Genomic DNA, 25,864 nt, shown 5'->3' on the forward strand with positions numbered 1-25,864 from the left:
GGGTGTTCGGGGTGGCACAGGTGTCCGGTGGCTGGGCGTCGCCACCGGGTGCGGGTGCGTGGGTCCGTGCCCACGGACCCACGCGCACCTCAGGAGCCTTACTTCTCGGTCACTCCCGCCGAATCGAACGTCGCCACCTCGTGCATCGCCCGGGCCGTGCTCTGGACCAGGGGGAGGGCCAGGAGGGCGCCTGTGCCCTCGCCCAGGCGGAGGTCCAGGTCGACCAGGGGGCGCAGGCCGAGCTTGTTCAGGGCGGCCACGTGGCCCGGCTCGGCGCTGCGGTGGCCCGCGATGCACGCGGCCAGGACCTCCGGGGCGATCGCGCGGGCCACCAGGGCGGCGGCGCCGGCGCTGACGCCGTCCAGGATCACCGGCGTGCGCAGGGACGCGCCGCCGAGGAGGAGGCCGACGATGGCGGCGTGCTCGAAGCCGCCGATCGCGGCGAGCACGCCGACCGGGTCGGCCGGGTCGGGCTGGTGGAGTTCGAGGGCGCGGCGGACGACCTCGGTCTTGCGGGCGAGGGTCTCGTCGTTGATGCCGGTGCCCCGGCCCGTGACCTCGGCCGGGTCGGCACCCGTGAACACGGAGATCAGGGCGGCGGACGCGGTCGTGTTCGCGATGCCCATCTCGCCGGTGAGGAGTGCCTTGTTGCCGGCGGCGACCAGGTCCCGGGCCGTGTCGATGCCCACCTCGATGGCCTGCTTGGCCTCCTCGCGGGTCATCGCGGGCCCGGTGGTCATGTCCGACGTGCCGGCCCGGACCTTGCGCGGCAGCAGGCCGGGCGTGGCCGGCAGGTCGGCGGCGACGCCCACGTCGACGATGCACACCTCTGCGCCCACCTGGGTGGCGAAGGCGTTGCAGACGGCGCCGCCGCCGAGGAAGTTGGCCACCATCTGGGCCGTGACCTCCTGCGGCCAGGGGGTGACCCCCTGCGCGTGCACGCCGTGGTCGCCGGCGAAGATCGCGACGGCCGCGGGTTCCGGGATGGGCGGCGGGCACTGGCGGGACAGGCCCGACAGCTGTGCGGAGATGATCTCCAGCATGCCCAGCGCACCGGCCGGCTTGGTCATACGCTTCTGGCGCTCCCACGCCTCGCCGAGCGCCTTGGCGTCGAGCGGGCGGATCTGCGCGACGGTCTCGGCCAGCAGGTCGTGCGGTTCCTCTCCGGGCAGGGCGCGGCGGCCGTACGTCTCCTCGTGCACGACCCACGACAGCGGGCGGCGCTTGGACCAGCCCGCCTGAAGCAGCTCGGGCTCGTCCGGGAACTCGTCGACGTAACCGACGCACAGGTAGGCGATGACTTCGAGGTGCTCGGGCAGGCCGAGGGCGCGGACCATCTCGCGCTCGTCGAAGAAGCTGACCCAGCCGACGCCGAGGCCTTCGGCGCGGGCGGCGAGCCAGAGGTTCTCCACGGCCAGGGCGGCCGAGTACGGCGCCATCTGGGGCTGGGTGTGGCGGCCGAGGGTGTGGCGGCCGCCGCGGGTCGGGTCGGCGGTGACGACGATGTTCACCGGGGTGTCGAGGATGGCCTCGATCTTCAGTTCCTTGAACTGCTTGGCCCGGCCCTTGGGGAGGGACTTCGCGTACGCGTCGCGCTGGCGCATGGCCAGTTCGTGCATCGCGCGCCGGGTGTCGGCGGAGCGGATGACGACGAAGTCCCAGGGCTGCGAGTGACCGACGGAGGGCGCGTGGTGGGCGGCCTCCAGGACACGGAGCAGCACCTCGTGCGGGATGGGATCGCTGCGGAAGCCGTTGCGGATGTCGCGGCGTTCGCGCATGACCTTCAGCACGGCCTCGCGCTCGGCGGGGTCGTAGCCGGGGGCGGCGGGGCCGGTGGACTGTCGTGCTTCTGCCACTGCTGCCGCGCTCTCTGCTTCGTGTCGTTCCTGGTCCGCCAGGTCTTCTTGTTCGGCGCCCCGGGTGTCCAGGTCGTCGGCGTTCTGTGCGAGTTCGGCTTCGCCTTCGCGGGGTGCGGGGACGATGACCACGGGTTCCGCCTCGGGCTGGGCCGGCTGGGGGACGGCGGCCTGGGACTGCTGCGGGCCTTGGACGTGCTGTCCGGCCTGCTCGTCCGGGGCCAGTCCGGGGAGTACGACCGTGACGTCCTCGGCGGAGGGCGGAGTGCTCTCCGGGGGCTGCGGGGCCTGGGGGGCTTCCGGTGCCACGGGGGTGGGGGTGACCTCAGCCGGGTCGGGTGTGGCGGCTACCGGCTCGGGTGCGGGTGCCGCCGCCTCGGCTGTGGGGTCGGGCGCGGGCGTCTCGGGGGTCTGGGCCGGTGCCGCTGCCTCGGCGGCGGTCGTGTCAGGGGCTGCCTGGGCAGGTGCGGGGACCTCGGCTCCGGAGTCGGGTGTGGCCGGCTCGGTGGGCTGAGGAGGCACCGGGGCAGCAGAGGGCTGCTGGGGCGGTGCGGTCGCCTCCGGTGCGTCGACGGGCGCCTCGGAGGCGGGTGCTTCGGAGGCGGGTGCTTCGGCGGCGAGTGCTTCGGCGGGCTCGGCAGCCGGAGCGTCGGCTGCCGCGGCGACCGTCTCGGCGGCCGGGGTCGGCGTGGCAGCGGCGGGCGCTTCGGGGGCGGCAGCGGCGGTCTGCGGTGCCGTCATCTCGGGTTCCCGCGCGGCTGCCTCGGCGTCAGTTCCCTCGGGAGCCTGGGCGATCGGCTCGGTGGCCTGGGCTTGCGCGGCGGCCTCGTCGCCACCGGCCTCCGGCTCCTGCGCGGCGGACTCGGCCGCGGGCGCGCCCGCTGCGGCAGCCTCGGGGCCGACTTCCGCTGCCGGGGCCTGTGCAGCGGCGTCGGGGGCCACCGGGTCCGGTGCTTGGCCAGCGGCTTCGGGGCCCACCTCGTCCGGCGACGGGGCACCGTCAGCTGCCGCTGCGTCAGCCTCGGGCGGCGCCACGACGGCATGCTCGGGCGCGGTGGCAGCCTCCGGGAACGGGACCGCCTCCGGCGCCGGTGCGGCCTCCGGGACAGGAGCGTGCGCCACGTCCTGCTCCGCGGCAGCCGCCGGGGTCTGCTCACCACCGTCGGCGGATCCGTCGGCGGCACCTTGCCCGGGTACCTCGGGAGATTCCTCGGCGAGTGCCGGCTCACCGTCCTGACCAGAGCCGTCGACGACCGGCTCCGGCGTCTCCCCCGGAACCGCTCCCGCAGCGGACACGGCCGCGGCCTCGGCGGGGGTCACCTGACCGGCGTCCGGATCGACGGTCACGTCGACGGGGGCACCCGCGACGCCCGGATCCTGCACGGAAGCGCCCTGCTCCGGCTCGGCGGCCGCCACCGGCTCACCCTCCGGGCCAGCGCCCGCACCCGTCGGCTCGACCGCGACCGCCGCGCCCTGCACGGACTCCGCCGCGGCCACCGGCTCACCCTCCGGGCCCACGCCCGCACCAGCCGGCTCGACCGCGACCGCCGCGCCCTGCACGGACTCGACCGCGGCCACCTGCTCCCCGGCAGGGCCGACGCCCACCCCAGCGGGGTCGCCCGCAGCCACCGCCCCCTGCACGGGGACGGCCTGCTCCGGCTCGCCGACGGCCACCTGGTTACCTGCGGGCTCGCCCGGCGCGGGCGCACTCTGCGCGGGCTGTTCGGCGTGGGCGGCCTGCGCGGACCCGGCAGGGGCCGGGGCCGGAACCGCCGCTGCCGCGGGGGCCGGCTCCGGGGTGACGGGGGGTGCGACGGCCTGGGCCGTGCCCGTCGGCTCTGTTGACGGAACAACCGTTTCCGCAGGCGCCGCCCCGGCGCTCACCTGGGCCTGGGGCGGGACCTGCGCGCCCCAGGGCGCGGCGGCCGGCGCGGGCGCCTCCGGGGCGCGCGGGGCGTCGAGGTACTCGGGGCCGGGCGCGGGCGCTGCGGCCTGCCGGGCCGGCGCTCCCGCGGGGCCGCGGTCGGCGAGCGAGCGGACCGGGCTGGCGGAGCTGTCGGGCAGGGGCGGGCCGAGGTGCAGCGGCCGGCGCGGGGTGATGGGCGGGATCGGCGGCGGGTCGGGCAGGCGGACGCCGCCGAGGTCGACCGAGCCGCTGTCGCGGCCGGAGAGCTCGTGCGGGCCCGGCTGGTGCACGGCCTCGACGACCGGCTCCGGCGCGGGCGGGACGACCTCGTTGCCCCAGGCGCCGTGGGAGCCCGGCAACAGCAGGTCCTCGTCCTCGACGGTGTCCTCGGAGAGGTAGGCGTACGCACCGTGCGCGGGGGCGCCCGGCTGTTCCACCATGCCTGCGCTCTCCGGCAGTCCCTCGCCCGGGACCTGGCCGGTGTCGGTCATGCGTACCCCTCGCCCATCGGTTAGTGCTCCTACGACCAGCTCACCCGGAACGGCGCACCGACCGCCCCACAGTGAAGAACGAGCGTGCGTCCCCAGCGGCACGAACGGCCCGCCTGTAAAAGGCGACAAAGCCACTCACTGGCATTGTTGCGGCCGAACCACCGTCACTGCACGTTGATCCGCGACGGTTCCGCTGTGGACTGCGCCACGTTGCGCGTCCTCCGGTTCTGCCGTACCACACTCACCCCAAAACGGGCGGGCTTTCCGGACATTGACCGACGATCTGCCGGACGTCCGCGTGCGGTGCAGCGATCGGCCAGCCTACCGCGCGCAGTACGACAACCCGATCACGGGGACGGCGGCGGGATCAGGCGCTGCGCCGGGGAAGCACCCCGCTGAGCAGGAACGCGACGCTCCGTTCCTTCTCCGTCCAGGTCCGGGTGTCGAGTTCGACGGACTGGAGCAGGGCGCACTCGACGCCGTATCCGTGCTCCGTCAGGTCCCGGCCGACGAGTTCGGCCGCGTCCCGGGTGGCGGCGTGCGTGACGATGCGCTGCGGGCGGCGGTCCGCGACGGCCGAGACGACGGCCGCTCCCCCGCCGGCGACGCGGACGACGTCGGGTTCGGGGAAGTTCTCCAGGACGTGCGGGGCGGCGCCGTGCACGATCTGGAGCTGGACGCCCAGGCGGCGGGCGGCCGCGTCGGTGCGGGCGCAGGCCGCCCGGTCGCTGTCGACGGCGATGACGGCGGCGCCGGCGCGTGCGGCCTCGACGGCGAAGGCACCGCTGCCGCAGCCGATGTCCCACACGAGGTCGCCGATACGGGGTCCGAGGCGGGCGAGTTGGGAGGCGCGCAGCAGTTGGGTCTCGCCCTCGCCGAGGTCACCGCCGTACGCCTCGGCGGGCAGGGACCAGCCGCGTGGTCCGGCGGACGGGTCGCGGCCGGCGATCCAGCCGCCGGTCTCCCCCGCGGTGCCGACCGGGCCGCCGAGGACGATGACGACGTTGGGGTCGCGCCAGGTGTGGTCGGCGGCCTTCTCGGAGGTGACGACGCTGACCCGCTCGTGTGCGGTGCCGAGTTCCTCGCAGATGACGAAGGTGCGGTGGACTCCTTCGAGGAGCAGGCCGAGTTCGGCGGGGCCGGCGCCGGGTGAGGTGAGGACTGCCACCTTGGTGTGGGCGCGGCATACATTCACCGCGCGGCGCAGGGTGCGGCGGTGTGCGACGACCACCTGTGCGTCGTCCCAGGGCATGCCGGCGCGGGCGAAGGCGGCGGCGACGGAGGAGACGGCGGGGACGACCTCTACTTCGAGGCCGAACTCGGGAGCGCGCAGGGTGCGGACGACGCCGAAGAAGCCGGGGTCGCCGTCGGCGAGCACGACGGCCGTGCCGCGGTGGGCGGCGATGCGGCGGGCGGCGAGGGCGACGCTGCCGAGGCGGATGCGCTCGGCGCCGGCGGGTACCTCCGGGAGCGCCAGATGGTGGGCTGCGCCCGCCACGAGCGTGGCGGCACCCAGGGCGGCGCGTGCCGCGGCGGTCAGCGGCGAACCGTCCCAGCCGATCACCGTGACCCGGTCGGCCATCGTCGTCAGTCTCCAGGGTTTTCGCAGGTCGTCTGTGTGCCGTGTGATGAGGGGCCCGCGGGCGGGCTCCGTGAGACTACCCGGTGAAGCCGGCGAAGGGGGCGGCGGTGCCGTCGCGCAGGTGTCCGTTCCGGTCGGTTCCGGTCGCCGGAATCAGTTCCAGTCGCCGAAGGACGTGAAGCCGCCGGGCAGCTGGTCGCCCACGCCTTCGAGGTCCTCGGGGAGCAGGCTCCAGACGATCAGGTCGGTGCGGACCTCGGTCCACTCGCCGTCGTCCGTCCGTGCCCGGGCTATCCAGGCGCCGCGCAGCACTCCCTCGCTGATGCAGCCGATCTTCTGGGCCACCTGCTGGGAGGCGGTGTTGTCGGCCGGGGTGCGCAGTTCCAGGCGCTCGAACTTCTGGTCGTTGAAGAGCCACTGCGCGGTGATGAGCGCCGCCTCGGAGGCGTAGCCCTCGCCGCGGGCCCAGGGGGCGATGACGTAGGAGATCTCGCTGGAGCGGATCCGCCAGTCGGTGTTGCGGAGGTGGACGACGCCGACGAGGCGCTGGGTGAGGAACTCGGTGACCGCGAAGACGATGCCGCGGCCCTCGGCCCGTTCGGCGGGGGCCAGTTCGGTGATCCAGGAGCGGGCGTGGGCCTCGGTGTAGGGCCGCGGGACGGAGGTCCAGGCGGTGACGAGCTCGTCGTTCATCATGTCGGCGAACGATTGGATGTCCGGCTCCTCGAAGGGACGCAGGACCAACCGCTCCGTGCTGATGGAGACGTTGGGAAAGGTGCTCGTCATGCGCCGCTCCGTTACCTTCGGTGAACCTTCAGGGCCTGCTGAACTGCCCAGCATGCAGCATGAAAGCACTGATCCGCACCACGGGGTCCTCCCCACCGGGTGGGGGCGGACCCCGTGCGTGACGGGTGCCGGGCGTGGGCTCAGAAGGAGGCGAGCACGGAGCCGTCGGCGTACTTGTCCTGGATGAACTTCTTCACCTCGGGCGAGGTGAGGAGCTTCGCGAGCTTCTTCACCCGCGGGTCGTTCTCCTGGCCCTTCTTGACGGCGAGGAAGTTGCCGTAAGGGTTGTTCTTCGGGGACTCCAGGACGAGGGCGTCCTTCGACGGCTTGAGGTCGGACTCGATGGCGTAGTTGCCGTTGACGACGGCGGCGTCCACGTCGTCGAGGGAGCGCGGCGTCTGGGCCGCCTCCAGCTCCTTGAACTTGAGCTTCTTCGGGTTCTTGGTGATGTCGGAGGGGGTCGCCTCGTTGCCGACGCCGTCCTTGAGGGTGATGAGCCCGTGGGCGGCGAGGAGCTTGAGCGCGCGGGCCTCGTTGACCGTGTCGTTGGGGACGGCGACGGTCGCACCGCTCTTCAGGTCGCCGGCCTTCTCGGCCTTGCGGGAGTAGAGGCCGAGCGGCTCCAGGTGGACCGTGACGACGGGCACGATGTCCGTGCCGTTCTTCTTGTTGTAGTCGTCGAGGTACGGCTTGTTCTGGAAGTAGTTGGCGCCGACGGAGCCGTCCTGCGTCGCGGGGTTCTGCGACGTGTAGTCGGTGAACTCCTTGACCTCCAGGTCGAGGCCCTCCTTCTTCGCCAGGTTGTCCTTGACGTAGTTGAGGATCTCGGCGTGCGGGACGGGGCTCGCGGCGACGATCAGGGGTCCGTCGGAGCCGGAGTTGCCCGCGCCGCAAGCGCTGAGCCCGAGGGTGAGGGCTCCGGCGGCGAGGACGGCGGTGGTGATCTTGGCGGTGTTACGCACGAAAAGTGCCTTTCCTTATGGCCTTGCGGGTGGTGCGGCCCCGTTGTGGGTGAACGGGGAGTTCAGGAGGCGGCTTTGAGCAGCCGCAGTTTCGGGGCGGGGCCCGAGTGGGCGCCGCGGCGGTGCAGGGAGCGGGCCGCGTAGTCGCCGGCGAACTGGATGACCGAGATGACGACGGCGAGGATCGCGACGGTGATCCACATCATCTGGGTCTCGAAGCGCTGGTAGCCGTAGCGGATGGCGATGTCGCCGAGGCCGCCGGCGCCGACGGTGCCCGCCATCGCGGAGTAGCCGATGAGGGCGACGACCGTGGTCGTGGTGCTGGAGATCAGCGACGGCAGGGACTCGGGGACGAGGACCTTGCGGACGACGGTCCAGGTGTTGCCGCCCATGGCCTGCACGGCCTCGACGAGTCCGTGGTCCACTTCGCGGACTGCCGTCTCGACCAGACGCGCGAAGAAGGGGATGGCGCCGACGGCGAGCGGCACGATGGCGGCCTCGCGGCCGATGGTCGTGCCGGTGATCCAGCGGGTGAAGGTCATCAGCGCGACCATCAGGATGATGAACGGCAGCGAGCGGGCGATGTTCACGATCTGCCCGATGACCTTGTTGGCGACGACGTTCTGGAGCAGCCCGCCGCGGTCGGTCAGGACCAGCAGGATCCCGAGCGGCAGTCCGCCGACGACGGCGATGAGCGTGGACCAGCCGACCATGTAGAGCGTGTCCCAACACGCCTGCTCCAGCAGGGGCTGCATTTCGGACCAGGTCACTGGGCACCTTCCTTCACCAGTACGGACTCGTGGCCCGGGACGTCGATCTGGAGGCCCTTCTCGCGCAGGAAGCCGATCGGCACGACGTTGTCCTCGTAGCGGCCGGGCAGTTCGATGCGCATCCGGCCGACCTGGAGGCCGCCGACGGTGTCGATGGCCGCACCGAGGATCGATATGTCGATGTTGTAGGTGCGGGCGAGCTGCGAGATGACGGGCTGGGTCGCGCTCTCGCCCTGGAAGGTGACGTCGACGACGGTGCGGTCCTCGCCGGAGGCCTCGCCGTCGAGCGGGAACAGCGCGGCGGCCAGCTCGGAGCCGGGGGTGGCGAGCAGTTCGCTGACGGTGCCCGACTCGACGATGCGCCCGTTCTCCATGAGCGCGGCCGAGTCGCAGACCGACTTCACGACGTCCATCTCGTGCGTGATGAGCAGGACGGTCAGGCCGAGCTGCCGGTTCAGGTCGCGCAGCAGCGCCAGGATCGATCGGGTGGTCTCCGGGTCGAGGGCGCTGGTGGCCTCGTCGGACAGCAGCACCTTCGGGTCGCCGGCCAGGGCGCGGGCGATGCCGACGCGCTGCTTCTGGCCACCGGAGAGCTGCGCCGGGTAGGCGCCCGCCTTGTCGGCGAGGCCGACCAGGTCGAGCAACTCCAGTGCCTTGCGGGAGCGTTCCCCGCCGGACTTGCCGAGGATCTCCAGCGGCAGTTCGACGTTGTCCTGGACCGTCCGGGAGGACAGCAGGTTGAAGTGCTGGAAGACCATGCCGATCCGGCTGCGCGCCTGCCGCAGTTCCCTTCCGGCGCGTGAGCCGCGGCCGGCCAGGGCGGTGAGGTCCTGTCCGGCGACCGTCACGGTGCCGGAGGTGGGGCGCTCCAGGAGGTTGACGCAGCGGATCAGCGAGGACTTGCCGGCACCGGACTGGCCGATGACGCCGTACACCTCGCCTTCGCGGACGTGCAGGTCGACGCCGTCCAGGGCGGTGACCTCGCGGCCGCGCGAACGGTAGACCTTGGTCAGGTCCGTTGTGGTGATCACGTGGGTTTCCGTCACTGTCGAGTGCGCGGGCGTGGGTGTGCCCGGGCACAGGTGCATTCGTTCAGGGACGCGACACGGTTCTCGCTGGGGCGGGGAACCGGAGAGAACATGTGCGCGGTCGGCTTGGTGTCACGCACGGCTCAGGGCGTGCGGACATGCCGCGGTCTCGCTTCGGGGCGCGAGCTCAGGGGGTGGTGCGGGGGCCCTCTAGAAGGCGCACATTCGACACATACAACGAGCACCGGGCGTCATGGTCGCCTCGGTCGCGGGAATGCGGTCGCTCGTCGTGGTCATGCCGTCAGTAAAACACGCGTACGGTCCTGACCGGCCGCTGCTGTCCGGATGCTGGACAGCGGTGGACAGGGTCCGGACACGACCGGCTCCCGTCAGCCTCGCAGGGAGATCTCCACACCCCGCTCGGTGACCAGTGCGGACAAGGCCGACAGGTTCTCGACCACCAGATCGGCCTGGAGCTCGTCGGCCCGGTGGGTTGTGGCCAACGCCACGGTGGTCATGCCGGCGGCCCGGCCGGCCGTCAGACCCGCGGGAGCGTCCTCGAAGACGACGCACCGGGCGGGGTCGACGCCGAGGGTGCGGGCGGCGAGCAGGTAGGGCTCGGGGTCCGGCTTGCCGCGGGTGATGTCGTCGGCGGCGACGAGCGTCTTGGGCAGGATGCCGACGGCGTCGAGCCGGGCCTCGGCCAGCCGTCGGGTGGCGGAGGTGACGACGGCCCAGCGCTCGGCGGGCAGGGCGTCGAGGAAGGCGCGGGTCCCCGGCAGCAGGTGCACACCGCCGTTGGGCACGTCCTCCACCTCGAGGTCCTCGATCCGCGCGACGGCCTCCGGCACGACGTCGGCGGGCAGCAGGTCGGCGGCTATCTCGGCGGCCGGCCGGCCGTGCAGCTCGACCCGGGCGAACTCCTCGGCCGTGATCCCGTACTCCGTGGCCCACCGCGTCCAGCAGCGGTCCACCGAGGCGAGGGAGGAGACCAGGGTTCCGTCGTTGTCGAACAGCAGGGCGTGCGCGTGGATCTTCATGACCTCGACCCTACGGTGCGGGCCAGGGCCGCAGGCATCGGGCCTTTTCGGCCGTAATAAGGTCGCAGCATGCTTGATGCCCTGACGCTGGTGACCGGCGTCGCCGCGCTGCTGCTCGCCGCCTGGTGCGGCTGGGCCGCCTACCGTGACCAGCCGACGAAGGACTGGCACTTCATCGGGATGGCCGTGGTCACGCTGCTGACGCTGATCCAGCTGGCGGCCGGGATCGTGCTGCTGGCGCGGGGCGAGAAGCCGGAGCAGGGCACGACGATCTTCGTGGCGTATCTGCTGGGGGCGTTCGCGTGCGTCCCGGCGGCGGGGTTCATGTCACTGGCGGAGCGCACCCGGTGGGGTTCGGTGACGGTCGCCGCCGGCGGTGTGGTGCTGGCTGTGCTGGAGGTGCGGCTCTATGACATCTGGGGAGGCTGAGGTGAGCCGGCGGCGGCTGATCAGCGGGCCGGGCACGCTGCTGGTGTGGCTGTACGGCGTGATGGTCGTCGGGGCGGTGTCGCGGTCCGCGTATCAGATCGCGACGGAGTTCGACCGGGCGCCGCTGGCGTACTCACTGTCCGCCGTGGCGGGTGTCGTGTACGGGTTCATCACGTACTCGCTGGTGCGGGGCGGGGAGACGGCGCGGCGGGTTGCGCTGGTGTGTTGTGTCGCGGAGTTGGTGGGTGTGCTGACGGTGGGGACGTGGACCTTGGTCGAGCCGTCGGCATTTCCTGACGCGACCGTGTGGTCGGACTTCGGGATGGGCTACCTGTTCATTCCGGTCTTGTTGCCGTTGTCGGCGATCTACTGGCTGCGGACGTCGCGTGCGCGGCAGGGGGATACGGGCTGAGGGGCGCCGGCGACTGCAGGTGCGTCGTGGCTGTTCGCGCAGTTCCCCGCGCCCCTAGGAATCAAGCCGTCGCTGCGTACGTACTGGCCGGCTTCTCCAGGACGATCATCGGGATGCCGTCCGCGCCCTGGGACGTGCCCACCGTTTCGTAGCCCACCTTGCGGTAGAGGCGGAGGTGACCCTCGCTGCGGTGGCCGGTGTGGAGACGGAAGCGCTTGGCGCCGTGCTGGTCCGCGAGGGCCGATTCGGCCGCGCGGAGGAGGCGGGCGCCGATGCCGTGGCCCTGGAGGCGGGGGTGGACGCACAGCTTGCCGATGGCGGCGGCGCCGTCCTCGGTCACCGAGCCGCGGACCGAGCCGACGACCTCCTCGCCGAGCCGGGCCACGAAGACACAGTCGCGGGCGACCTCCTCGCGGACCGAGTCGAGGGTTTGGACGAGCGGGTCGATGCGGTAGTTGCCGTACAGCGCCGCCTCCGGCTGGAAGCACAGGTACTGCAGCCTGAAAATCTGCTCCGCGTCCTGCGCGGTCGCCGCAGAGATGGTCACGCTCATGCCCATGTGCGCACGCCTCCCGCTCATCTGATCACCTGTCGTTCCTCACTCCTATCCCCCTCCTCAGCGGGCCGCAACCTCCGGTGTGAGCAATCTGCGCAGACATCCCAGGCATCTCGAACGTTCCGGGCCAAGACTCCCCTGTGAGATACCCAACTCCCCTGCGATTTCCCGGTATGTCAGGTCCTCGGGAGAGAGCAGGGCCTCCATCAGCCGGGGACAGCGGCCGGGGAGGCGGCGTACGGCCGCGCGCAGGGCACGGCCGCGGGCGGCGGCGAGGGCGAGCTGTTCGGGGCCGCGGTCGCCGTCCTCGGCGGGTTCGACGCCGTACGGCCGTTCGAGGCGGCTCGTACGGCGGGTGCGGCGCGCTTCCGAGCGGACGGCCCGGCGGAGCCATCGCTGCGGGTCGAGCGGCGGACCCTCGGCGTCGAGGCGCTCCAGCAGGCGCAGCCAGACCGCCTGCTCCAGATCACCCGGCTCGGCTCCGGTGGCATATGCCTCCGCGGAGGCCTCGGCGGTGAGCAGCGGGCGGAGCGCGGTGACCAGGTCGTGGGTCATATGCGGAGCGACGCGGCCGCCCGGGCCACGGGTTGCCCCGGCGGCCGAAGCTCACTCGACCGGGGGGTGTGGGCTCACATGTTGACGCTCAGCCGCTGACGAAGTCCTCGCGGGCCAGCACGCCCGTGTCGGGCTGGTCCGTGAAGACGCCGTCGATACCGGTCGCGAAGTAGGCCTTGTACGCGCCGAACACGTCACCGTAGGCGTCCGCGTCCGTGCCCTTGCGGAAGTTCGCGGGCAGGAAGGGGTTCTCGTTGCGCAGCGTCCACGGGTGCAGGACGAGGCCCACCTTGTGCGCGTCCGCGACGAGTGTCGTGGGCTGCGTGAGGTTGCCCTTGGCGTCGCGCGGGATGATCAGGTCGAGGGTCGGGCCGATGCCCTGCGCGTAGGAGGCGATCTCCCGCAGGCCGGCCGGCTTGACCAGGTCGGCGACCGTGCGGGGGTCACCCGTCTCGACGAAGTCCCAGGGCCGGGTGTCCGCCGAGGACAGCAGGACGACCAAGGGGTTGTCGACGAGCTTGTTGAGGCGCTCGATGCTGGTCGGCTCGAAGGACTGGAGGACGACCGGGGAGGTGCGCCGGTCCTTGCGGTACTTGCGCAGCAGCTTGGCGACCCGCTCCTCCAGGGGGAGGCCCTGCTTGCGGAAGTAGGTGGGGTGCTTGAGCTCGGGGTAGATCCACACCTGCTTGCCGCGCTTGCGGGTCTGCTCGTCCTGCCACTTCAGGACCTCTTCGAAGGTGGGGATCTCCCAGCGGCCGTTGTAGAGGGTGTTGTGCGGGCGGTTGGCCGGGATGCGCTCGCTCGCCCGCAGGGTCTTCAGCTCGGCGAGCGTGAAGTCCTCGGCGAACCAGCCGGTGGTGGAGACGCCGTCGAGGAGCTTGGTCTTCTTGCGGTCGGCGAACTCGGGGTGGTCGGCGACGTCCGTGGTGCCGCCGATCTCCGGCTCGTGGCGGCAGACGAGGTGACCGTCCTTCGTCGGCACCAGGTCGCCCGCCTCGACGATGTCGGCCCCCATGTCGAGGGCCAGCTGGTACGAGCCGAAGGTGTGCTCCGGGCGGTAGCCGCTGGCCCCGCGGTGGCCGACGATCGTCGGCTTGGGCAGGCTCTTCAGCCCGCCGTGTCCGCCCTGTCCGCCGCGCCGGGCGCTGTCGGCTCTCGCCGTGCCGGTCATGCCGAGGACCGCTCCCCCGGCGCCGAGGACCGCCGCGCCGAGCAGGGCCCGCCGTCCCGTTCCGCTCGTCTCCTCGTTCGGCCTCTGCGTTCCCATGAGCGCCCTCCCTGCCGTCGGCTCGTCAGTGCGGGCCGATCGTACGGGCGCGTACATGACGGGTGGGAGACGCCGGGCGGAACACGTGGGTGACGACGGATGTCGTAGTGGCTGGTGGGGGCGAGGAACTGACGGCTCGTCGGCGACTCGCCGGGTTCGTCGCGTCCCGGCGATTCGGTGCGGTGGTTCTGGGAACGCGTCCGATACGTCCGGGGAGCGACGTCCGTCACATGTGGCGGCCGGGTTACGGAACGCCCACAGCGGGTCACCGCAGGTAAACACGCGTCAACGACGCGTAAGACCTCGGTTAAGTCCCGTGCCCGATGTGCGCGACCCCCGGAACCCCGAGTATCGTCCTCACCTGCACAGACTCATACCGCATCCCTTGACACGGAGGGCCCGTTGTCCCGCTTCGCGCTCATCAAGGCAGTGCTCGGCCCGATCATGCGCCTGATGTTCCGCCCTCAGGTGGAAGGTGCGGAGCACATTCCCGGCGACGGTCCGGTCATCCTGGCCGGCAACCACCTGACGTTCATCGACTCGATGATCCTGCCGCTGGTCTGCGACCGTCAGGTCTTCTTCATCGGCAAGGACGAGTACGTGACCGGGAAGGGCGTCAAGGGCCGGCTGATGGCCTGGTTCTTCACCGGTGTCGGCATGATCCCCGTCGACCGTGACGGTGGCCGGGGCGGGGTCGCCGCGCTGATGACCGGGCGCCGGGTCCTGGAAGAGGGGCGCGTGTTCGGGATCTACCCGGAGGGGACGCGGTCGCCCGACGGGCGTCTCTACCGGGGCCGGACCGGCATTGCACGGCTCACGCTGATGACGGGGGCGCCGGTGGTGCCGTTCGCGATGATCGGTACGGACAGGCTTCAGCCGGGCGGGGCGGGTCTCCCCCGGCCGGGGAAGGTCACCGTCCGGTTCGGTGAGGCCATGGAGTTCTCCCGGTACGAGGGCATGGACCGGGACCGGTACGTGCTGCGGGCGGTGACCGACTCGGTGATGAGTGAGGTCATGCGGTTGTCCGGACAGGAGTATGTGGACATGTACGCGAGCAAGGCGAAGGAAGCGGCGTAGTTCTCTGGCCGTGGGGGCTGGTCGGGCAGTCCCGCCCCTAGGGCGTGTCCGCAAAGTCCCGCCTGCCCCGCGACGCCCGGCACGCTCCCCCACTGCCTTAAGGGCGTGGGAGGTGCCCCCACTCGCCGCACCGGGCGAACACCCACGTACAACCAGTACGCGGGCGTCCGCCCGGCACTCACCCAGCCTTCGGCCGGGGGGACCCCCAGAGCACGCACCGAACGCCGCAGGGCCCGCCCTCCGGGCGGACGACGGGACTTTGCGGAGACGCCCTAGAGGGGCGCGTTCTCCGGCGGGCCGCCATTCGTCTGGCCGTCCCCCGGAGCCGGGAACCACAGCACGAACGTAGAGCCCTCCCCCACCCGTGAGAACAGGCGGACCTGGCCGCCGTGCGACTCCACGATCTGTCTGACGATCGCCAGGCCCAGGCCGGCGTGGCGGTCCCGGCCGCCGCCGTTGCCCTTGGCCCGCCAGAAGCGGTCGAAGACCCTCGCCCGGTCGTCGTCGCCTATGCCCGGGCCCTCGTCCCGTACCGCCGTCCACAGCCAGGAGCCGTCCCGGCCGGCCGCGACGGTGATGCGGGAACCCGGCGGGGCCAGCCGTACCGCGTTCGACAGCAGGTTGCCCACCGCCCGGCGCAGGGCGTCGTGGTCGCCGATGACCGTGAGGCCGGGGGCGAGACGGCGGTGCAGGAGCTGGCCGCGTTCGGCGGCGAGCGGGGCGAACTCCTCGCATGCCTCGCCGGCCGCTGCCGCGAGGTCGACGTCGGCGTCGGCGAGGGCGGGGGCGCTGCGGCGGGCGGTGGCGAGCAGGTCCTCGACCAGGCGGGTCATGCGGGTGGTGGCCCGGTCGACGCTGCGAGCGGCGATACGACGGTCCTCCTCGTCCGAGTCCTCCGCCGTGAGTACGGCGTCGACGTTGGCTCGGATGATGGCCAGCGGGCTGCGCAGTTCGTGGGAGGCGTCGTCGATGAGCTGGCGCTGGGCGCGGAAGGCCTCGTCGAGGCGGTCGAGCATGGAGTCGACGGTGTCGGCGAGGTCGCGCAGCTCGTCCTTGGGGCCGGTGAGGCGGATGCGCTGGGAGAGGTCGGTGGCCTGGATCTCGGCCGCCGTGCGGGAGATCGCGCGGACCGGGCGCAGGGCGCGGCCGGCGAGGATCCAGCCGATGACGGGGCTGGCCACGGCGAGCGCGCCGAGCACGATGAAGGAGAAGTTGCGCAGGTTGCCGAGGGTCTCGTAGTTGACGGCCGCCTCGACCTCCTGGAGCTTCACGGCGTCGAACTGACCCATGTAGACGCCGTTGACGTACTTCTCGGCGCGGAACTGCTTGCTGACCGGGTGGGCCTCGCCGCTGCGCTCGACCGCGAAGTAGGTGGCGCCGAGGACGAGGGCGGTGAGGAGGAAGAGGAGGCCGGAGTAGAGAACCGTGAGGCGGAAGCGGATGGTGTGCGTGAAGGCGGGCAGCCGGATCCGGGTCCTGAGCGGCCGGAGCATGGTCGTCACGGCGTCTCCTTCAGGCGGTAGCCCTGCCGTATCACCGTCTCGATGAGCGGCTCGTCCTCCCCGGTGACCTTGCGGCGCAGCGAGCCGACGGTGACGCGGACGGTGTTGGTGAACGGGTCGGCGTGTTCGTCCCAGACGTGTTCTAGCAGTTCCTCGGCCGGGACGACCCGCCCGGGGCGGGTCATCAGGTAGTGCAGGACGCCGAACTCCTTGGGGGTGAGCGGGAGCCTGCGGTCCCCTCGGTACGCCTCGAAGCGGGCGGTGTCCAGGCGGAGCTCGCCGACCTCGACGACGGAGGTGCCGCCGTCCTCGCGGCGCAGCAGGGCGCGGATGCGGGCGAGGAGTTCGGGCAGCGCGAAGGGTTTCACGAGGTAGTCGTCGGCACCCTCGTCGAGGCCGCGTACCCGGTCGGCGAGGCGGTCGCGGGCGGTGAGCATCAGGATGCGGGGGCCGCCGGGGGTGGCGCGGATGGCGCGGCAGACGGAGAAGCCGTCGCCGTCGGGCAGGTTGAGGTCCAGCAGGACCAGGTCGTAGTCGTTCACGGTGAGCTTCTCGGTCGCGGTGTCGACGTCCGGGGCGGCGTCGACCGCGTAGCCGGCCCTGATCAGGCCCACCTTGAGGGCGACGACGAGGTCTTCCTCGTCCTCGACGACCAGCAGTCGCATGGGCGCGGCCCCCTTCAGCCACCGTCGATGATGGTCCGGGCGGCCTCCACCGCGTCGCCCACGGGGATCGCGAAACCGATGCCGATGGAGCCGCCTCTGTTCTGGTCCAACGTCGCGATGGCCGTGTTGATGCCGATGACGCGCCCTTCGTCGTCGACGAGCGGTCCGCCGGAGTTGCCCGGGTTGATCGACGCGTCGGTCTGGAGCGCCCGCCGCGGTCCTCCCCCGCCGTCCTCGCCGAGCCGGACGGAGCGGTCCAGGGCGCTGACGATGCCGGAGGTGACGGTGCCGCTCAGGCCGAGCGGGGAGCCGATGGCCAGGACGGTGTCGCCGACGGCCGGGCGGGTGCCGGTGGCGAGGTCGGCGGCGCGCAGGCCGCGGGACGTCTCCGGCTCCAGTACGGCGACGTCGTGGGCGGGGTCGTCGCCGATCACCTCGGCAGTGAGCCGGCGGCCGTCCTGAAGCTCGACGGACACGCGTGAACTGCCCTCCACCACATGCGCGTTGGTGAGGATGCGGCCCCGCTCGTCGAAGACGAAGCCGGAGCCCTGGCCGCGGTCCGCCCGGACGGAGACCACGCTGGGCAGCACCCGGGCGGCCACGGCCTGGAGGTCGCCCGGGGCGCGGGCGGCCGGTGCGGAGGCGGGTACGGGGTCGTCGTCGCCGAGTGCCCCGGCGGCGTACCCGGCCAGACCGCCCGCGAGGACGGCGGCCAGAACGGCGGCGGCCAGGGGGCGGTGGGTGCGGGGCGGGCGAGTGGGCGGAGGTCGGTGTGTGGTGTGGGAGGGCGGTGGGGCCGGTGGTGTGAGGGGTTCGGTGTGCTCGCGCGGGCGGCCCGGGAGGAAGGACGGGCCGCGGGGCTCGCCCAGGCCGGAGCGGGGATGCGGGTCGGGCACGGTCGTACCTCCTTCGTCACGGGAGCCGCGAGAACCACAGCAGGGACAGCGCTGCCGTCACGAGTGCCGTGACCAGGCCGGCGGCCACGAACCACTGCCAGATCTCGCGCTCCTCGGTGCGGTAGCCGACGGAGCTGCCGATGTCCTCGTAGACCGCCTGGAGTTCCTCTCCGGTGGCGGCCTCGTGGTAGTCGCCGCCGGTGCGGGAGGCGAGGTTCTCCAGGGCGGGGCCGTCGACGGGGACCTGGAGGATGCGGCCGCCGCCGAGATCGACGACGCCGTCCTCGGTGCCGTAGGCGATCGTCGAGACCGGGATGCGGTCGCCGGCCGCCTCCTCGGCCGCCGACTCGACCGGGCGGCCGGCGGTGTTGGCGCCGTCGGACAGCAGGACGATGTGCGCGGGCGGTGGCTCGGACTCGGCCCGCCGGTCCAGCGCGCGGATGGCGTCGCGGGCGGCGATGACGGCGTCGCCGATCGCCGTGGCCTGGCCGAGGGTGAGCTGCTCGATGGCCGAGCGCAGCACCACACGGTCGGTGGTCGGCGGCACCGCGACCGTGGCGGAGCCGCTGAAGGAGACCAGTCCGGTGTTGAACCGCTCGGGCAGCCGGTCGACGAACGCGAGGGCGGCGCGTTGGGCGGCCACGAAGCGAGTGGGGTCGACGTCGGTGGCCTCCATGGAGCCGGACGTGTCGAAGGCGATCATGATCGTGGCCCGCTCCCGGGGGACCTGCACGTCGGCCGTCGGCCGGGCGAAGCCCAGCACCAGCAGCGCGAGCGTGGCGCAGAAGACGGCGGCGGGGAGGTGCCGGCGCCAGCCGGGCCGGCTGGGCGCGACCTTGTCGAGCAGGTCGAGGTTGGTGAAGCGGACGGCGTAGCGGCTGCGCCGGCGCTGGACCAGTACGTACGCGGCGATCAGGCCGGTGAGCGGCACGAGCAGCAGGAGCCACCCGGGTGAGCGCAGACTCATCGTGCCTCCCTCATGCCGCCCCGCCGCCGGCCCGGCGCCGCTGCGTCTCGACGTACCGGACGACGTCGCGGACCCAGTCCCGGTCGGTGCGCAGCCGCAGATGGGCGGCGCCCGAGCGGCGGATGGACTGCCGGATCAGTGCCCGTTGCTCCAGCGCGGCCCGTGCGTAGCGCTCCCGCAGTCCCCGGGTGTGCGTGGAGACCTCGCGGCTGCGTCCGGTCTCCGGGTCGACGACCGTGAGCAGCCCGACGGGCGGCAGGTCCAGTTCGCGCGGGTCGACGATCTCCACGGCGAGGACCTGGTGCCGGCGCGCGAGGGTCTTCAGGGGCTGTTCCCAGCCGGTCTCCAGGAAGTCGGAGACCACGGCGACCAGGCCGCGGGCGGGCAGCACGCGCAGGCTGTGCAGGGCGTCGGCGAGGTGGTGTGCCGGGGGCCCGGGGGTGACGCGCGGGCGTTCGAGAGCGGTCCGCAGGATCGCGAGCAGGTGGCGGCGGCCGGTGCGGGGCGGGATGCGCCGTCCGCCGTACGGTCCGCCTCCCGGGGGATGGTCCCCGGGGCCCTGTCCGGCGAAGACGGCTCCGAGGCGGTTGCCGGCCCGTTCGGTGAGGAAGGCGACGGCGGCCGCCGCGCCCACCGCGAGGTCCCGTTTCTCCATCCGGGCGGTGCCGAAGTCCATGCTGGCGGAGGTGTCGAGGACGAGCCAGGTGGTGAGTTCGCGGTCGGCGAGGGTGAGGCGGACGTGCGGGACGGTGGTGCGGGCGGTGGCGTTCCAGTCCATCCGGCGGACGTCGTCACCGATGACGTACGGCCGGGTCTCCGCGACCTCGTCGCCGGGCCCGGGCACGAGGGACGGGTGGTCGCCCTGGAGCAGGCCGTCGGGGTGCCGGGTGAAGAGCAGCTCCAGGTGCCGCAGCGCCTGCTCGGGGGTCAGTTCGCCCAGGGCCGGGGTCATGCCGCCGCCTCCTCGGCCGCCTGACGGGGGCTGATCCGCGGCTGTTCCACGGAGGCGAGCACCTCGTCGACGATCTGCGGCCCGGTCACTCCGTCGGCGAGCGCGTCGAAGGAGAGGACCAGGCGGTGCCCGACGACCTCGTGCGCCAGGTCGCTCACGTCCTCGGGCAGGACGTAGCCGCGGCCCCGCAGCAGGGCCAGCGCACGGGCGGCGGCGACCAGGCCGAGGGTGGCCCGGGGACCGGCTCCGTGGGCCAGCCGCCGCTCCGGACCGGCCAGTTCACGCGTCGCGCAGACGAGCCGTACGGCGTACTCGGCGACGGCGTGGTGCACGAACACCTCGTCGGTGGTCCGCTGGAGCGCGACCAGTCGCTCGGGGGTGAGGACCCGGCGCGCGTGGGGCGGGTCGACGCTCATCCGGTAGAGGATGGCGAGTTCCTCGGACTCGCTGGGCGCGGCGACCTCCACCTTGAGCAGGAAACGGTCGCGCTGGGCCTCGGGGAGGTGGTAGACGCCCTCGGACTCGATCGGGTTCTGGGTGGCGAGGACGAGGAAGGGTTCGGGGACGGGGAGCGTGGTGCCGCCGATGGAGACCTGGTGCTCGCCCATGACCTCCAGCAGGGCGGACTGGACCTTGGCGGGGGCGCGGTTGATCTCGTCGGCCAGGACGATGTTGGCGATGACCGGGCCGGGTTCGATGTCGAAGGCTTCCTGCGAGGGCCGGTAGAGGCGGGTGCCGGTGATGTCGGAGGGGACGAGGTCGGGCGTGAACTGGAGCCGGGCGAACCGTCCGCCCACGACGTGCGCCAGGGTCTTCGCGGCGAGCGTCTTGGCGACGCCCGGCACGCCCTCCAGCAGGCAGTGGCCGCGGGCCAGCACGGCGGTGAACATCCGCTCCACCATGCGGTCCTGGCCGACGATCACCCGCTTGACCTCGAAGAGGGCCTCTTCCAGGAGCTTGCCGTCGGGGGTCATGGCGGCCGGGGCGGTGGACACGGTCACAGCTCCGAGGCGGGGTCGCCGCCGCTCGGGGCGGTGCCGCCGTCCTTCCACGGGCAGTCCTGGTCGCCCGCCGCGCCCCCGCCGGAGGAGGTGCCCTCCTCGACGACGAACCTGACCTGCTCGCGCGGCGTCTCGTCACCGTCGGCGGCGAGCGCGACACCGCCGCCCGCGAGCCCGGCGGCGGCCAGGACGGAGACGGTGACGATCGCCTTCTTCGTACGACGTGTCATGATCGGTGGCTCCTTCGGCCGTGGGGAACGACGTCGGGTACGGAGCCAAGACCATCAGGCGAGGGCGAAAACGGGCTTAAAGGCGGTGCGGTGAGGGGTCCGGCCTCTCACCGCACCGCTGCGGGACTACGCGTGTTCCGCCGCCCCGCCCTCCAGCCGCTGCCCCCGCAGCAGGAACCACGCCGCCACCGCCGCGGCCAGCAGGACCGCCGCGCCGACACCGGCCGCGAGGGCCAAGCCGTCGACGAAGGACGTGCGGGCCGCGTCCAGCATCACCGCGGACGTGTGCGCGGGCATGCCCGCGGCCGCCTCGACCGCGCCGCCCAGCGACTCGTGCGCCGCGGCCGGTGTGCCCGCCGGGCCGGTGAAGTCGCGGTAGACGCCGGTCACGATGGAGCCGAGCACGGCGATGCCGAGGGCCGCGCCGAGTTCGTAAGCCGTCTCGGACACGGCGGACGCCGAACCCGCCTGCTCCTTGGGCACGCCGGAGAGGATCACGTCGGCGGTCACGGTGAACGAGAAACCGGCTCCGACGCCGACCACCAGCAGCGCGGCCCCGAGCAGCGGGTAGCCGGTGGACTGGTCGATCACCGTGAGCGCGGCCAGGGCGAGGCCGATCGCCGCGAGCCCTGCGGAGACGACGGCCCGCACCGAGAAGCGCCGGGCCGCGCGCCCCGCGACCAGACCGGCCACCACCGCGCCGATCGCGGCGGGCAGTTCTGCCAGGCCCGCCTCGAACGGGCGCCTGCCCTGGACGAGTTGCAGGTACTGGGAGAGGAAGAACACCAGCCCGGACAGACCGAGGATGGTCAGCAGGTCGGCCAGCACCGCGCCGCTGAAGCCGCGGTTGCGGAACAGCCGCATGTCCAGCAGGGGGGCCGGAAGCGTGAGCTGGCGGCGTACGAACCCGTAGAGGGCGGCCGCGCCCAGCAAGCCCGCGGCCAGGGTGCTCCACGCGAAGCCGTGCGTGGCGGCCTCCTTGATCGCGTACACGACACCGACCATGCCGACCAGCGACAGCACGACGCCGGCCAGGTCCCACGGACCGGGGTTCGCGGTGCGCGACTCGGGCAGCAGCTTGACGCCGACGAGCACCAGGACGGCCATCACGGGCAGATTGATCAGAAAGACCGAGCCCCACCAGAAGTGCTCCAGCAGGAACCCGCCGACGATCGGGCCGACGGCCGTGCCCGCGGAGGCGGTGGCGCCCCAGATGCCGACGGCGAAACTGCGTTCGCGCGGGTCGTGGAAGAGGTTGCGGATCAGGGCGAGCGTGGCCGGCATCAGGGTCGCGCCGGCGACGCCGAGCAGCGCCCGGGCCACGATCAGCATCTCCGGTGTCGTGGCGTAGGCGTTGAACACGGATATCGCGCCGAACGCCGTGGCACCGACCAGCAGGATCCGCTTGCGGCCGATACGGTCGCCCAGGCTGCCCATGGAGACGAGCAGGCCGGCGATGACGAACGAGTAGACGTCGCCGATCCACAGCAGCTGCGTGCCGGAGGGCTTCAGGTCCTCGCTGATGTAGGGGGTCGCGAGACCGAGGACGGTCGCGTCGACGGCCACCAGCAGCACGGCGAGGACGAGGACGCCGAGCGCGAGCCAGCGGCCCGGGCGCTTCACCGCCTCGGCCGTCTCAGCCGGCTGCAAGGTGCTGGTCATGATTCCTCTCTCCGTAGTGCGCCGCCGAGCAGCAGCTCGACGATCATGTAGTGGAAGTCCTTGGGAGCGCCCTTGCCGCTCTGCACCATCCAGGCGGCGGAGGCGAGCAGGCCGTAGAGCGCCTCGGTGAGCCAGGCCGGCGTGAGGTCGATGCGGAACTCGCCGCTGAGCTGGCCGCGCCGGAACAGGGCGGAGATCCGGTCGTCGATCAGCGTCCAGCCCGCGTTCTGCTCCTCGCCCTCGAACAGCTGGTTCTCGGTGTAGAGGAACCCGAGCAGTCCGACGGCGGGCTCGATGGCCCCGACCAGCCGGCGTACGGCCTCGCTCGCCGTGCCCTCGTCGAGCCGGGCGGCGTCCAGCGCGGCCTCGCACTCCGCGATGCCCAGTGACTCCAGCGCGCGGACGAGCGCGTCACGCCCGGCGAAGTGGCGGTGCAGCGTGGCGCGGCTGATCCCGGCGGCCTTGGCGACCTCGTCCATGGTCGCGGTGGCTTTGTGGGTCAGCAGGGCCGCGGCGCTGCGCAGCACGTGGTCAGGATCGACAGCCATGAGACGACCATACTCCATATGAGACATGAATGTCTCATCCTGGGCATGCGTGACTCACGGCTGTCGGTTCACGGAGCGATGGCGATCAGTGCCAGGGCAGCTGCCGGCGCCGCTCCCAGTACGCCCGCGGTTCCTCGGCCAGCGCGGCGAGGCGGGTCAGCTGGTCGTCGTCGAGGTCGACGACCGCCGCGTGCAGGTTGGAGGCGAGCTGACCGGTGGTGGCCGCGCCGGAGAGGACGACGCCGGCCCAGGGCTGCCGGAGGATCACCGCCAGGGCGACGGCGTCGCAGCCGAGCCCGGACTCCTCGGCGATCCCCTTCAGGACGTCCGGCGCGTGCGGCCCCGCGAGCCGGCCGTTGGCCATGCCCTCCTTGACGATCACGGTGAGCCCGGCGTCGTGGGCCTCGGCGAGGGCGGGTGCGGCGGAGGTCTCCAGCGCGTTGTACGTCGACTGGACGGTACGGAAGAGGGGTTCGCCGTCGACCGTCACGGCGAGGGCGGCGCGGATCGCGTCCGCCTGGGCGGGACCGCTGGTGGAGAAGCCGACGGTGAGTCCCTGGGCGGCGGCTTCCGCGAGCTTGGCGTGCAGTTCCTTGTCGGTGAGGGCCGGGCTGTCCGGGGTCACCGAGTGGATCTGGTAGAGGTCGAGCCGGTCGCCGAGCAGGGCGTCGGTCTCGGCGCGCTGCCGTTCGTAGGTGGCGAGGGTGTGGTCCTTGACCTCGTGGGTCTCGGCGTCGGTGGACCAGTCGGCGGTGTAGGTGTAGCCCCACTTGCTGCCGACGACGATGTCATCGAGGCCGGGCCTTGTGTTCAGCCAGTCGGCGAGGAACTCCTCCGAGCGGCCGTAGGAGCGGGCGGCGTCGAAGTAGCGGACGCCTTGGGCGTAGGCGGCGTCTAGGAGTTCGTGTGTGCGGTTGCGCAGCGTCTCGACGCTGCGGTCTTCTCCGAGGTCTTCGTCTCGGCCCAGGTTGATGTAGCCGGGGCGTCCGACGGCGGCGAGGCCGAGGCCGATGTGGCAGGTGGGGGTTGTTGCTGTGGCCAGGCGGGCGAAGGGCATCCGGGGGCTCCGTTCGGTCGGCTGCGGCTTTCGACCAACGTAACCCCCGGGATGACCTTCGCCTCTGAGCTCGGGGCTTGCTGTGTGTTCGCGGGTGCGGGTAGTGCTTGGTTGCTCGCGCCCACGCGGCGTAGCCGCACATCGATACAGCCCCGCGCCCCTGAGGTGCGTTTCCCTCAGCCCTTCTTCTTGGCCAGGGCCCACTCGTGCTGGGCCGCCACGTCCGCCTTCACCTCTGCCAGCTGGATCGCGACCGCGCTCGGGGCCGTGCCGCCCCTGCCGTTGCGGGAGGCCAGGGCGCCCGGGACGTTCAGGACCGTGCGGACCTCGGGGGTCAGGTGGGACGAGATCTTCGCGAACTGCTCGTCCGTCAGCTCGTCCAGTTCCTTGCCCTCGCCCTCGGCGACCTTCACGCACTCGCCTGCCACCTCGTGGGCCACGCGGAACGGTACGCCCTGCTTGACCAGCCATTCGGCGATGTCCGTGGCGAGGGAGAAGCCGGCGGGGGCCAGCTCCTCCATGCGCTCGCGGTGGACCGTGAGCGTGGCCATCATGCCGGTGAAGGCGGGGAGCAGGATCTCCAGCTGGTCGATGGAGTCAAAGACCGGCTCCTTGTCCTCCTGGAGGTCGCGGTTGTACGCGAGCGGGAGGGCCTTGAGCGTGGCCAGCAGGCCCGTCAGGTTGCCGATCAGGCGGCCGGACTTGCCGCGCGCCAGCTCGGCGATGTCCGGGTTCTTCTTCTGCGGCATGATCGACGAGCCCGTGGAGAACGCGTCGTGCAGGGTCACGAAGGAGAACTCCTTCGTGTTCCAGAGGATGACCTCTTCGGCGATCCGGGAGAGGTTGACGCCGATCATCGCCGTGATGAAGGCGAACTCGGCGACGAAGTCGCGGGAAGCCGTGCCGTCGATGGAATTGCCCGAGCTGCCGTGTTCAAACCCGAGGTCCTTGGCCACCGCCTCCGGGTCCAGACCCAGGGACGAGCCCGCCAGCGCGCCCGAGCCGTAGGGCGAGACCGCCGTGCGGGCGTCCCACTGGCGCAGCCGCTCCGCGTCCCGGGACAGGGACTGCACGTGGGCGAGGACGTGGTGCGCGAACAGGACCGGCTGGGCGTGCTGGAGGTGCGTACGGCCGGGCATCGCCACGTCCGGGTGGGCCTCCGCGAGGCCGATCAGCGCGTCCTGGAGCTCGGCGATCAGGCCGCCGATGACGCGGGCGTGGTCGCGCAGGTACATGCGGAACAGGGTCGCGACCTGGTCGTTGCGGGAGCGGCCGGCGCGCAGCTTGCCGCCGAGGTCGGGGCCGAGGCGCTCCAGCAGGCCGCGCTCCAGGGCGGTGTGCACGTCCTCGTCGGCGATGGTGCCCACGAAGGAGCCGTCGGCGACGTCCGCCTCGAGCTGGTCGAGCCCGGCGATCATCCGGGTCAGCTCGTCCTCGGTGAGCAGGCCCGCCTTGTGGAGCACGCGCGCGTGCGCACGCGAACCGGCGATGTCGTACGGCGCGAGCCGCCAGTCGAAGTGGACGGACGCGGACAGCTTGGCCAGGGCCTCGGCGGGACCGTCGGCGAAACGGCCGCCCCAGAGCCGTACGTCACCGCTGTTGCTGCTCACTTGCGTTGCTCCTAGAGAGGTATGGATGTGACGCAGACCTTTATATGCCCGCGCCGG

At 72.3% G+C, this 25,864-nt stretch carries 23 protein-coding genes and 1 pseudogene; 3 read left to right on the forward strand and 21 right to left on the reverse strand.

The genetic code is table 11. From position 1 onward, the window contains the following. Positions 1–98: 98 nt before the first annotated feature. The 7 genes from cobT to CP976_RS08810 form a co-directional block, all read right to left on the reverse strand. A complete protein-coding gene (gene cobT, locus CP976_RS08780; protein ID WP_150479834.1) occupies positions 99–4,253 on the reverse strand; it encodes a nicotinate-nucleotide--dimethylbenzimidazole phosphoribosyltransferase in 4,155 nt (1,384 codons plus the stop codon). A 367-nt stretch (positions 4,254–4,620) separates the two neighbouring features. After that, positions 4,621–5,835, reverse strand: coding sequence for a precorrin-6y C5,15-methyltransferase (decarboxylating) subunit CbiE (gene cbiE, locus CP976_RS08785; RefSeq protein WP_150479835.1), 1,215 nt, complete (start codon positions 5,833–5,835; stop codon positions 4,621–4,623). A gap of 153 nt (positions 5,836–5,988) precedes the next feature. Then, entirely contained in the window at positions 5,989–6,621 is a 633-nt protein-coding gene (locus CP976_RS08790; protein ID WP_150479836.1) for a GNAT family N-acetyltransferase, read from the reverse strand. Between the two features lie 140 nt (positions 6,622–6,761). Further along, a complete protein-coding gene (locus CP976_RS08795; protein WP_150479837.1) occupies positions 6,762–7,583 on the reverse strand; it encodes a MetQ/NlpA family ABC transporter substrate-binding protein in 822 nt (273 codons plus the stop codon). A gap of 62 nt (positions 7,584–7,645) precedes the next feature. Then, positions 7,646–8,353 (reverse strand): methionine ABC transporter permease, encoded by a 708-nt coding sequence (locus CP976_RS08800; protein ID WP_086853799.1) that lies wholly within the window; start codon positions 8,351–8,353, stop codon positions 7,646–7,648. After that, on the reverse strand, positions 8,350–9,384 hold the full coding sequence (locus tag CP976_RS08805) for a methionine ABC transporter ATP-binding protein (RefSeq protein WP_167537304.1): 1,035 nt from the start codon (positions 9,382–9,384) through the stop codon (positions 8,350–8,352). The genes CP976_RS08800 and CP976_RS08805 overlap by 4 nt, the downstream gene beginning before the upstream one ends. Before the next feature lie 386 nt (positions 9,385–9,770). Beyond that, positions 9,771–10,421, reverse strand: a complete 651-nt coding sequence (locus tag CP976_RS08810; protein ID WP_150479839.1) for an HAD family hydrolase — start codon at positions 10,419–10,421, stop codon at positions 9,771–9,773. 69 nt (positions 10,422–10,490) lie between these two features. On the opposite strand from CP976_RS08810, the gene CP976_RS08815 reads away from it, so the two are divergent. Both CP976_RS08815 and CP976_RS08820 read left to right on the forward strand, forming a co-directional pair. Beyond that, entirely contained in the window at positions 10,491–10,850 is a 360-nt protein-coding gene (locus tag CP976_RS08815) for a hypothetical protein (protein WP_150479840.1), read from the forward strand. Beyond that, positions 10,831–11,262: a hypothetical protein gene (locus tag CP976_RS08820; protein WP_150479841.1), complete on the forward strand. Its 432-nt coding sequence runs from the start codon at positions 10,831–10,833 to the stop codon at positions 11,260–11,262. The genes CP976_RS08815 and CP976_RS08820 overlap by 20 nt, the downstream gene beginning before the upstream one ends. Positions 11,263–11,323: 61 nt before the next feature. Here CP976_RS08820 and CP976_RS08825 read toward each other — a convergent pair whose 3' ends face one another. The 3 genes from CP976_RS08825 to CP976_RS08835 form a co-directional block, all read right to left on the reverse strand. Then, the gene (locus CP976_RS08825) at positions 11,324–11,821 is read right to left on the reverse strand and encodes a GNAT family N-acetyltransferase (protein ID WP_150485276.1); all 498 of its coding nucleotides are present in this window, start codon (positions 11,819–11,821) and stop codon (positions 11,324–11,326) included. 57 nt (positions 11,822–11,878) lie between these two features. Then, positions 11,879–12,373, reverse strand: coding sequence for an RNA polymerase sigma factor (locus CP976_RS08830; RefSeq protein ID WP_150479842.1), 495 nt, complete (start codon positions 12,371–12,373; stop codon positions 11,879–11,881). 88 nt (positions 12,374–12,461) lie between these two features. Further along, complete coding sequence (locus CP976_RS08835; protein WP_150479843.1) at positions 12,462–13,640, reverse strand: glycerophosphodiester phosphodiesterase; 1,179 nt, start codon at positions 13,638–13,640, stop codon at positions 12,462–12,464. A gap of 402 nt (positions 13,641–14,042) precedes the next feature. On the opposite strand from CP976_RS08835, the gene CP976_RS08840 reads away from it, so the two are divergent. Continuing rightward, positions 14,043–14,717 (forward strand): lysophospholipid acyltransferase family protein, encoded by a 675-nt coding sequence (locus CP976_RS08840; RefSeq protein ID WP_150479844.1) that lies wholly within the window; start codon positions 14,043–14,045, stop codon positions 14,715–14,717. A 278-nt stretch (positions 14,718–14,995) separates the two neighbouring features. On the opposite strand, the pseudogene CP976_RS08845 reads toward CP976_RS08840, so the two are convergent. From CP976_RS08845 to argH, 11 genes and pseudogenes are all read right to left on the reverse strand, one after another. Next, positions 14,996–16,210 (reverse strand): annotated as a pseudogene (locus CP976_RS08845) (sensor histidine kinase); the annotation flags it as partial. A gap of 5 nt (positions 16,211–16,215) precedes the next feature. Beyond that, positions 16,216–16,884 carry a response regulator transcription factor gene (locus CP976_RS08850; protein ID WP_150479845.1) on the reverse strand — a complete coding sequence of 223 codons (669 nt, stop codon included), beginning with the start codon at positions 16,882–16,884 and terminating at the stop codon, positions 16,216–16,218. Between the two features lie 14 nt (positions 16,885–16,898). Further along, positions 16,899–17,780, reverse strand: a complete 882-nt coding sequence (locus CP976_RS08855; protein ID WP_150479846.1) for a S1C family serine protease — start codon at positions 17,778–17,780, stop codon at positions 16,899–16,901. 16 nt (positions 17,781–17,796) lie between these two features. Beyond that, on the reverse strand, positions 17,797–18,747 hold the full coding sequence (locus tag CP976_RS08860) for a VWA domain-containing protein (RefSeq protein WP_150479847.1): 951 nt from the start codon (positions 18,745–18,747) through the stop codon (positions 17,797–17,799). Between the two features lie 10 nt (positions 18,748–18,757). Then, positions 18,758–19,699 (reverse strand): DUF58 domain-containing protein, encoded by a 942-nt coding sequence (locus CP976_RS08865; protein WP_150479848.1) that lies wholly within the window; start codon positions 19,697–19,699, stop codon positions 18,758–18,760. Continuing rightward, positions 19,696–20,694: an AAA family ATPase gene (locus tag CP976_RS08870; protein ID WP_229876102.1), complete on the reverse strand. Its 999-nt coding sequence runs from the start codon at positions 20,692–20,694 to the stop codon at positions 19,696–19,698. Before CP976_RS08870 ends, CP976_RS08865 begins: the two co-directional genes overlap by 4 nt. Positions 20,695–20,696: 2 nt before the next feature. Next, positions 20,697–20,930 carry a hypothetical protein gene (locus CP976_RS08875; protein WP_150479849.1) on the reverse strand — a complete coding sequence of 78 codons (234 nt, stop codon included), beginning with the start codon at positions 20,928–20,930 and terminating at the stop codon, positions 20,697–20,699. A 126-nt stretch (positions 20,931–21,056) separates the two neighbouring features. After that, complete coding sequence (locus tag CP976_RS08880) at positions 21,057–22,592, reverse strand: MFS transporter (protein ID WP_150479850.1); 1,536 nt, start codon at positions 22,590–22,592, stop codon at positions 21,057–21,059. Beyond that, entirely contained in the window at positions 22,589–23,140 is a 552-nt protein-coding gene (locus CP976_RS08885; RefSeq protein ID WP_150479851.1) for a TetR/AcrR family transcriptional regulator, read from the reverse strand. Before CP976_RS08885 ends, CP976_RS08880 begins: the two co-directional genes overlap by 4 nt. Before the next feature lie 85 nt (positions 23,141–23,225). Beyond that, positions 23,226–24,197, reverse strand: a complete 972-nt coding sequence (locus CP976_RS08890) for an aldo/keto reductase (protein WP_150479852.1) — start codon at positions 24,195–24,197, stop codon at positions 23,226–23,228. A 176-nt stretch (positions 24,198–24,373) separates the two neighbouring features. Further along, the gene (gene argH / locus CP976_RS08895; RefSeq protein ID WP_150479853.1) at positions 24,374–25,807 is read right to left on the reverse strand and encodes an argininosuccinate lyase; all 1,434 of its coding nucleotides are present in this window, start codon (positions 25,805–25,807) and stop codon (positions 24,374–24,376) included. Positions 25,808–25,864 lie beyond the last annotated feature (57 nt).

Source organism: Streptomyces coeruleorubidus, assembly GCF_008705135.1.
Taxonomy (GTDB): domain Bacteria; phylum Actinomycetota; class Actinomycetes; order Streptomycetales; family Streptomycetaceae; genus Streptomyces; species Streptomyces coeruleofuscus.

What these genes read in the sequence shown, in the direction of transcription:
- cobT (WP_150479834.1), bottom strand. Translation starts at nt 4,253, where the DNA reads ATGACCGACACCGGCCAGGTCCCGGGCGAGGGACTGCCGGAGAGCGCA.
- cbiE (WP_150479835.1), bottom strand. Translation starts at nt 5,835, where the DNA reads ATGGCCGACCGGGTCACGGTGATCGGCTGGGACGGTTCGCCGCTGACC.
- CP976_RS08790 (WP_150479836.1), bottom strand. Translation starts at nt 6,621, where the DNA reads ATGACGAGCACCTTTCCCAACGTCTCCATCAGCACGGAGCGGTTGGTC.
- CP976_RS08810 (WP_150479839.1), bottom strand. Translation starts at nt 10,421, where the DNA reads ATGAAGATCCACGCGCACGCCCTGCTGTTCGACAACGACGGAACCCTG.
- CP976_RS08815 (WP_150479840.1), top strand. Translation starts at nt 10,491, where the DNA reads ATGCTTGATGCCCTGACGCTGGTGACCGGCGTCGCCGCGCTGCTGCTC.
- CP976_RS08820 (WP_150479841.1), top strand. Translation starts at nt 10,831, where the DNA reads ATGACATCTGGGGAGGCTGAGGTGAGCCGGCGGCGGCTGATCAGCGGG.
- CP976_RS08825 (WP_150485276.1), bottom strand. Translation starts at nt 11,821, where the DNA reads ATGGGCATGAGCGTGACCATCTCTGCGGCGACCGCGCAGGACGCGGAG.
- CP976_RS08830 (WP_150479842.1), bottom strand. Translation starts at nt 12,373, where the DNA reads ATGACCCACGACCTGGTCACCGCGCTCCGCCCGCTGCTCACCGCCGAG.
- CP976_RS08835 (WP_150479843.1), bottom strand. Translation starts at nt 13,640, where the DNA reads ATGGGAACGCAGAGGCCGAACGAGGAGACGAGCGGAACGGGACGGCGG.
- CP976_RS08850 (WP_150479845.1), bottom strand. Translation starts at nt 16,884, where the DNA reads ATGCGACTGCTGGTCGTCGAGGACGAGGAAGACCTCGTCGTCGCCCTC.
- CP976_RS08860 (WP_150479847.1), bottom strand. Translation starts at nt 18,747, where the DNA reads ATGAGTCTGCGCTCACCCGGGTGGCTCCTGCTGCTCGTGCCGCTCACC.
- CP976_RS08865 (WP_150479848.1), bottom strand. Translation starts at nt 19,699, where the DNA reads ATGACCCCGGCCCTGGGCGAACTGACCCCCGAGCAGGCGCTGCGGCAC.
- CP976_RS08875 (WP_150479849.1), bottom strand. Translation starts at nt 20,930, where the DNA reads ATGACACGTCGTACGAAGAAGGCGATCGTCACCGTCTCCGTCCTGGCC.
- CP976_RS08880 (WP_150479850.1), bottom strand. Translation starts at nt 22,592, where the DNA reads ATGACCAGCACCTTGCAGCCGGCTGAGACGGCCGAGGCGGTGAAGCGC.
- CP976_RS08885 (WP_150479851.1), bottom strand. Translation starts at nt 23,140, where the DNA reads ATGGCTGTCGATCCTGACCACGTGCTGCGCAGCGCCGCGGCCCTGCTG.
- CP976_RS08890 (WP_150479852.1), bottom strand. Translation starts at nt 24,197, where the DNA reads ATGCCCTTCGCCCGCCTGGCCACAGCAACAACCCCCACCTGCCACATC.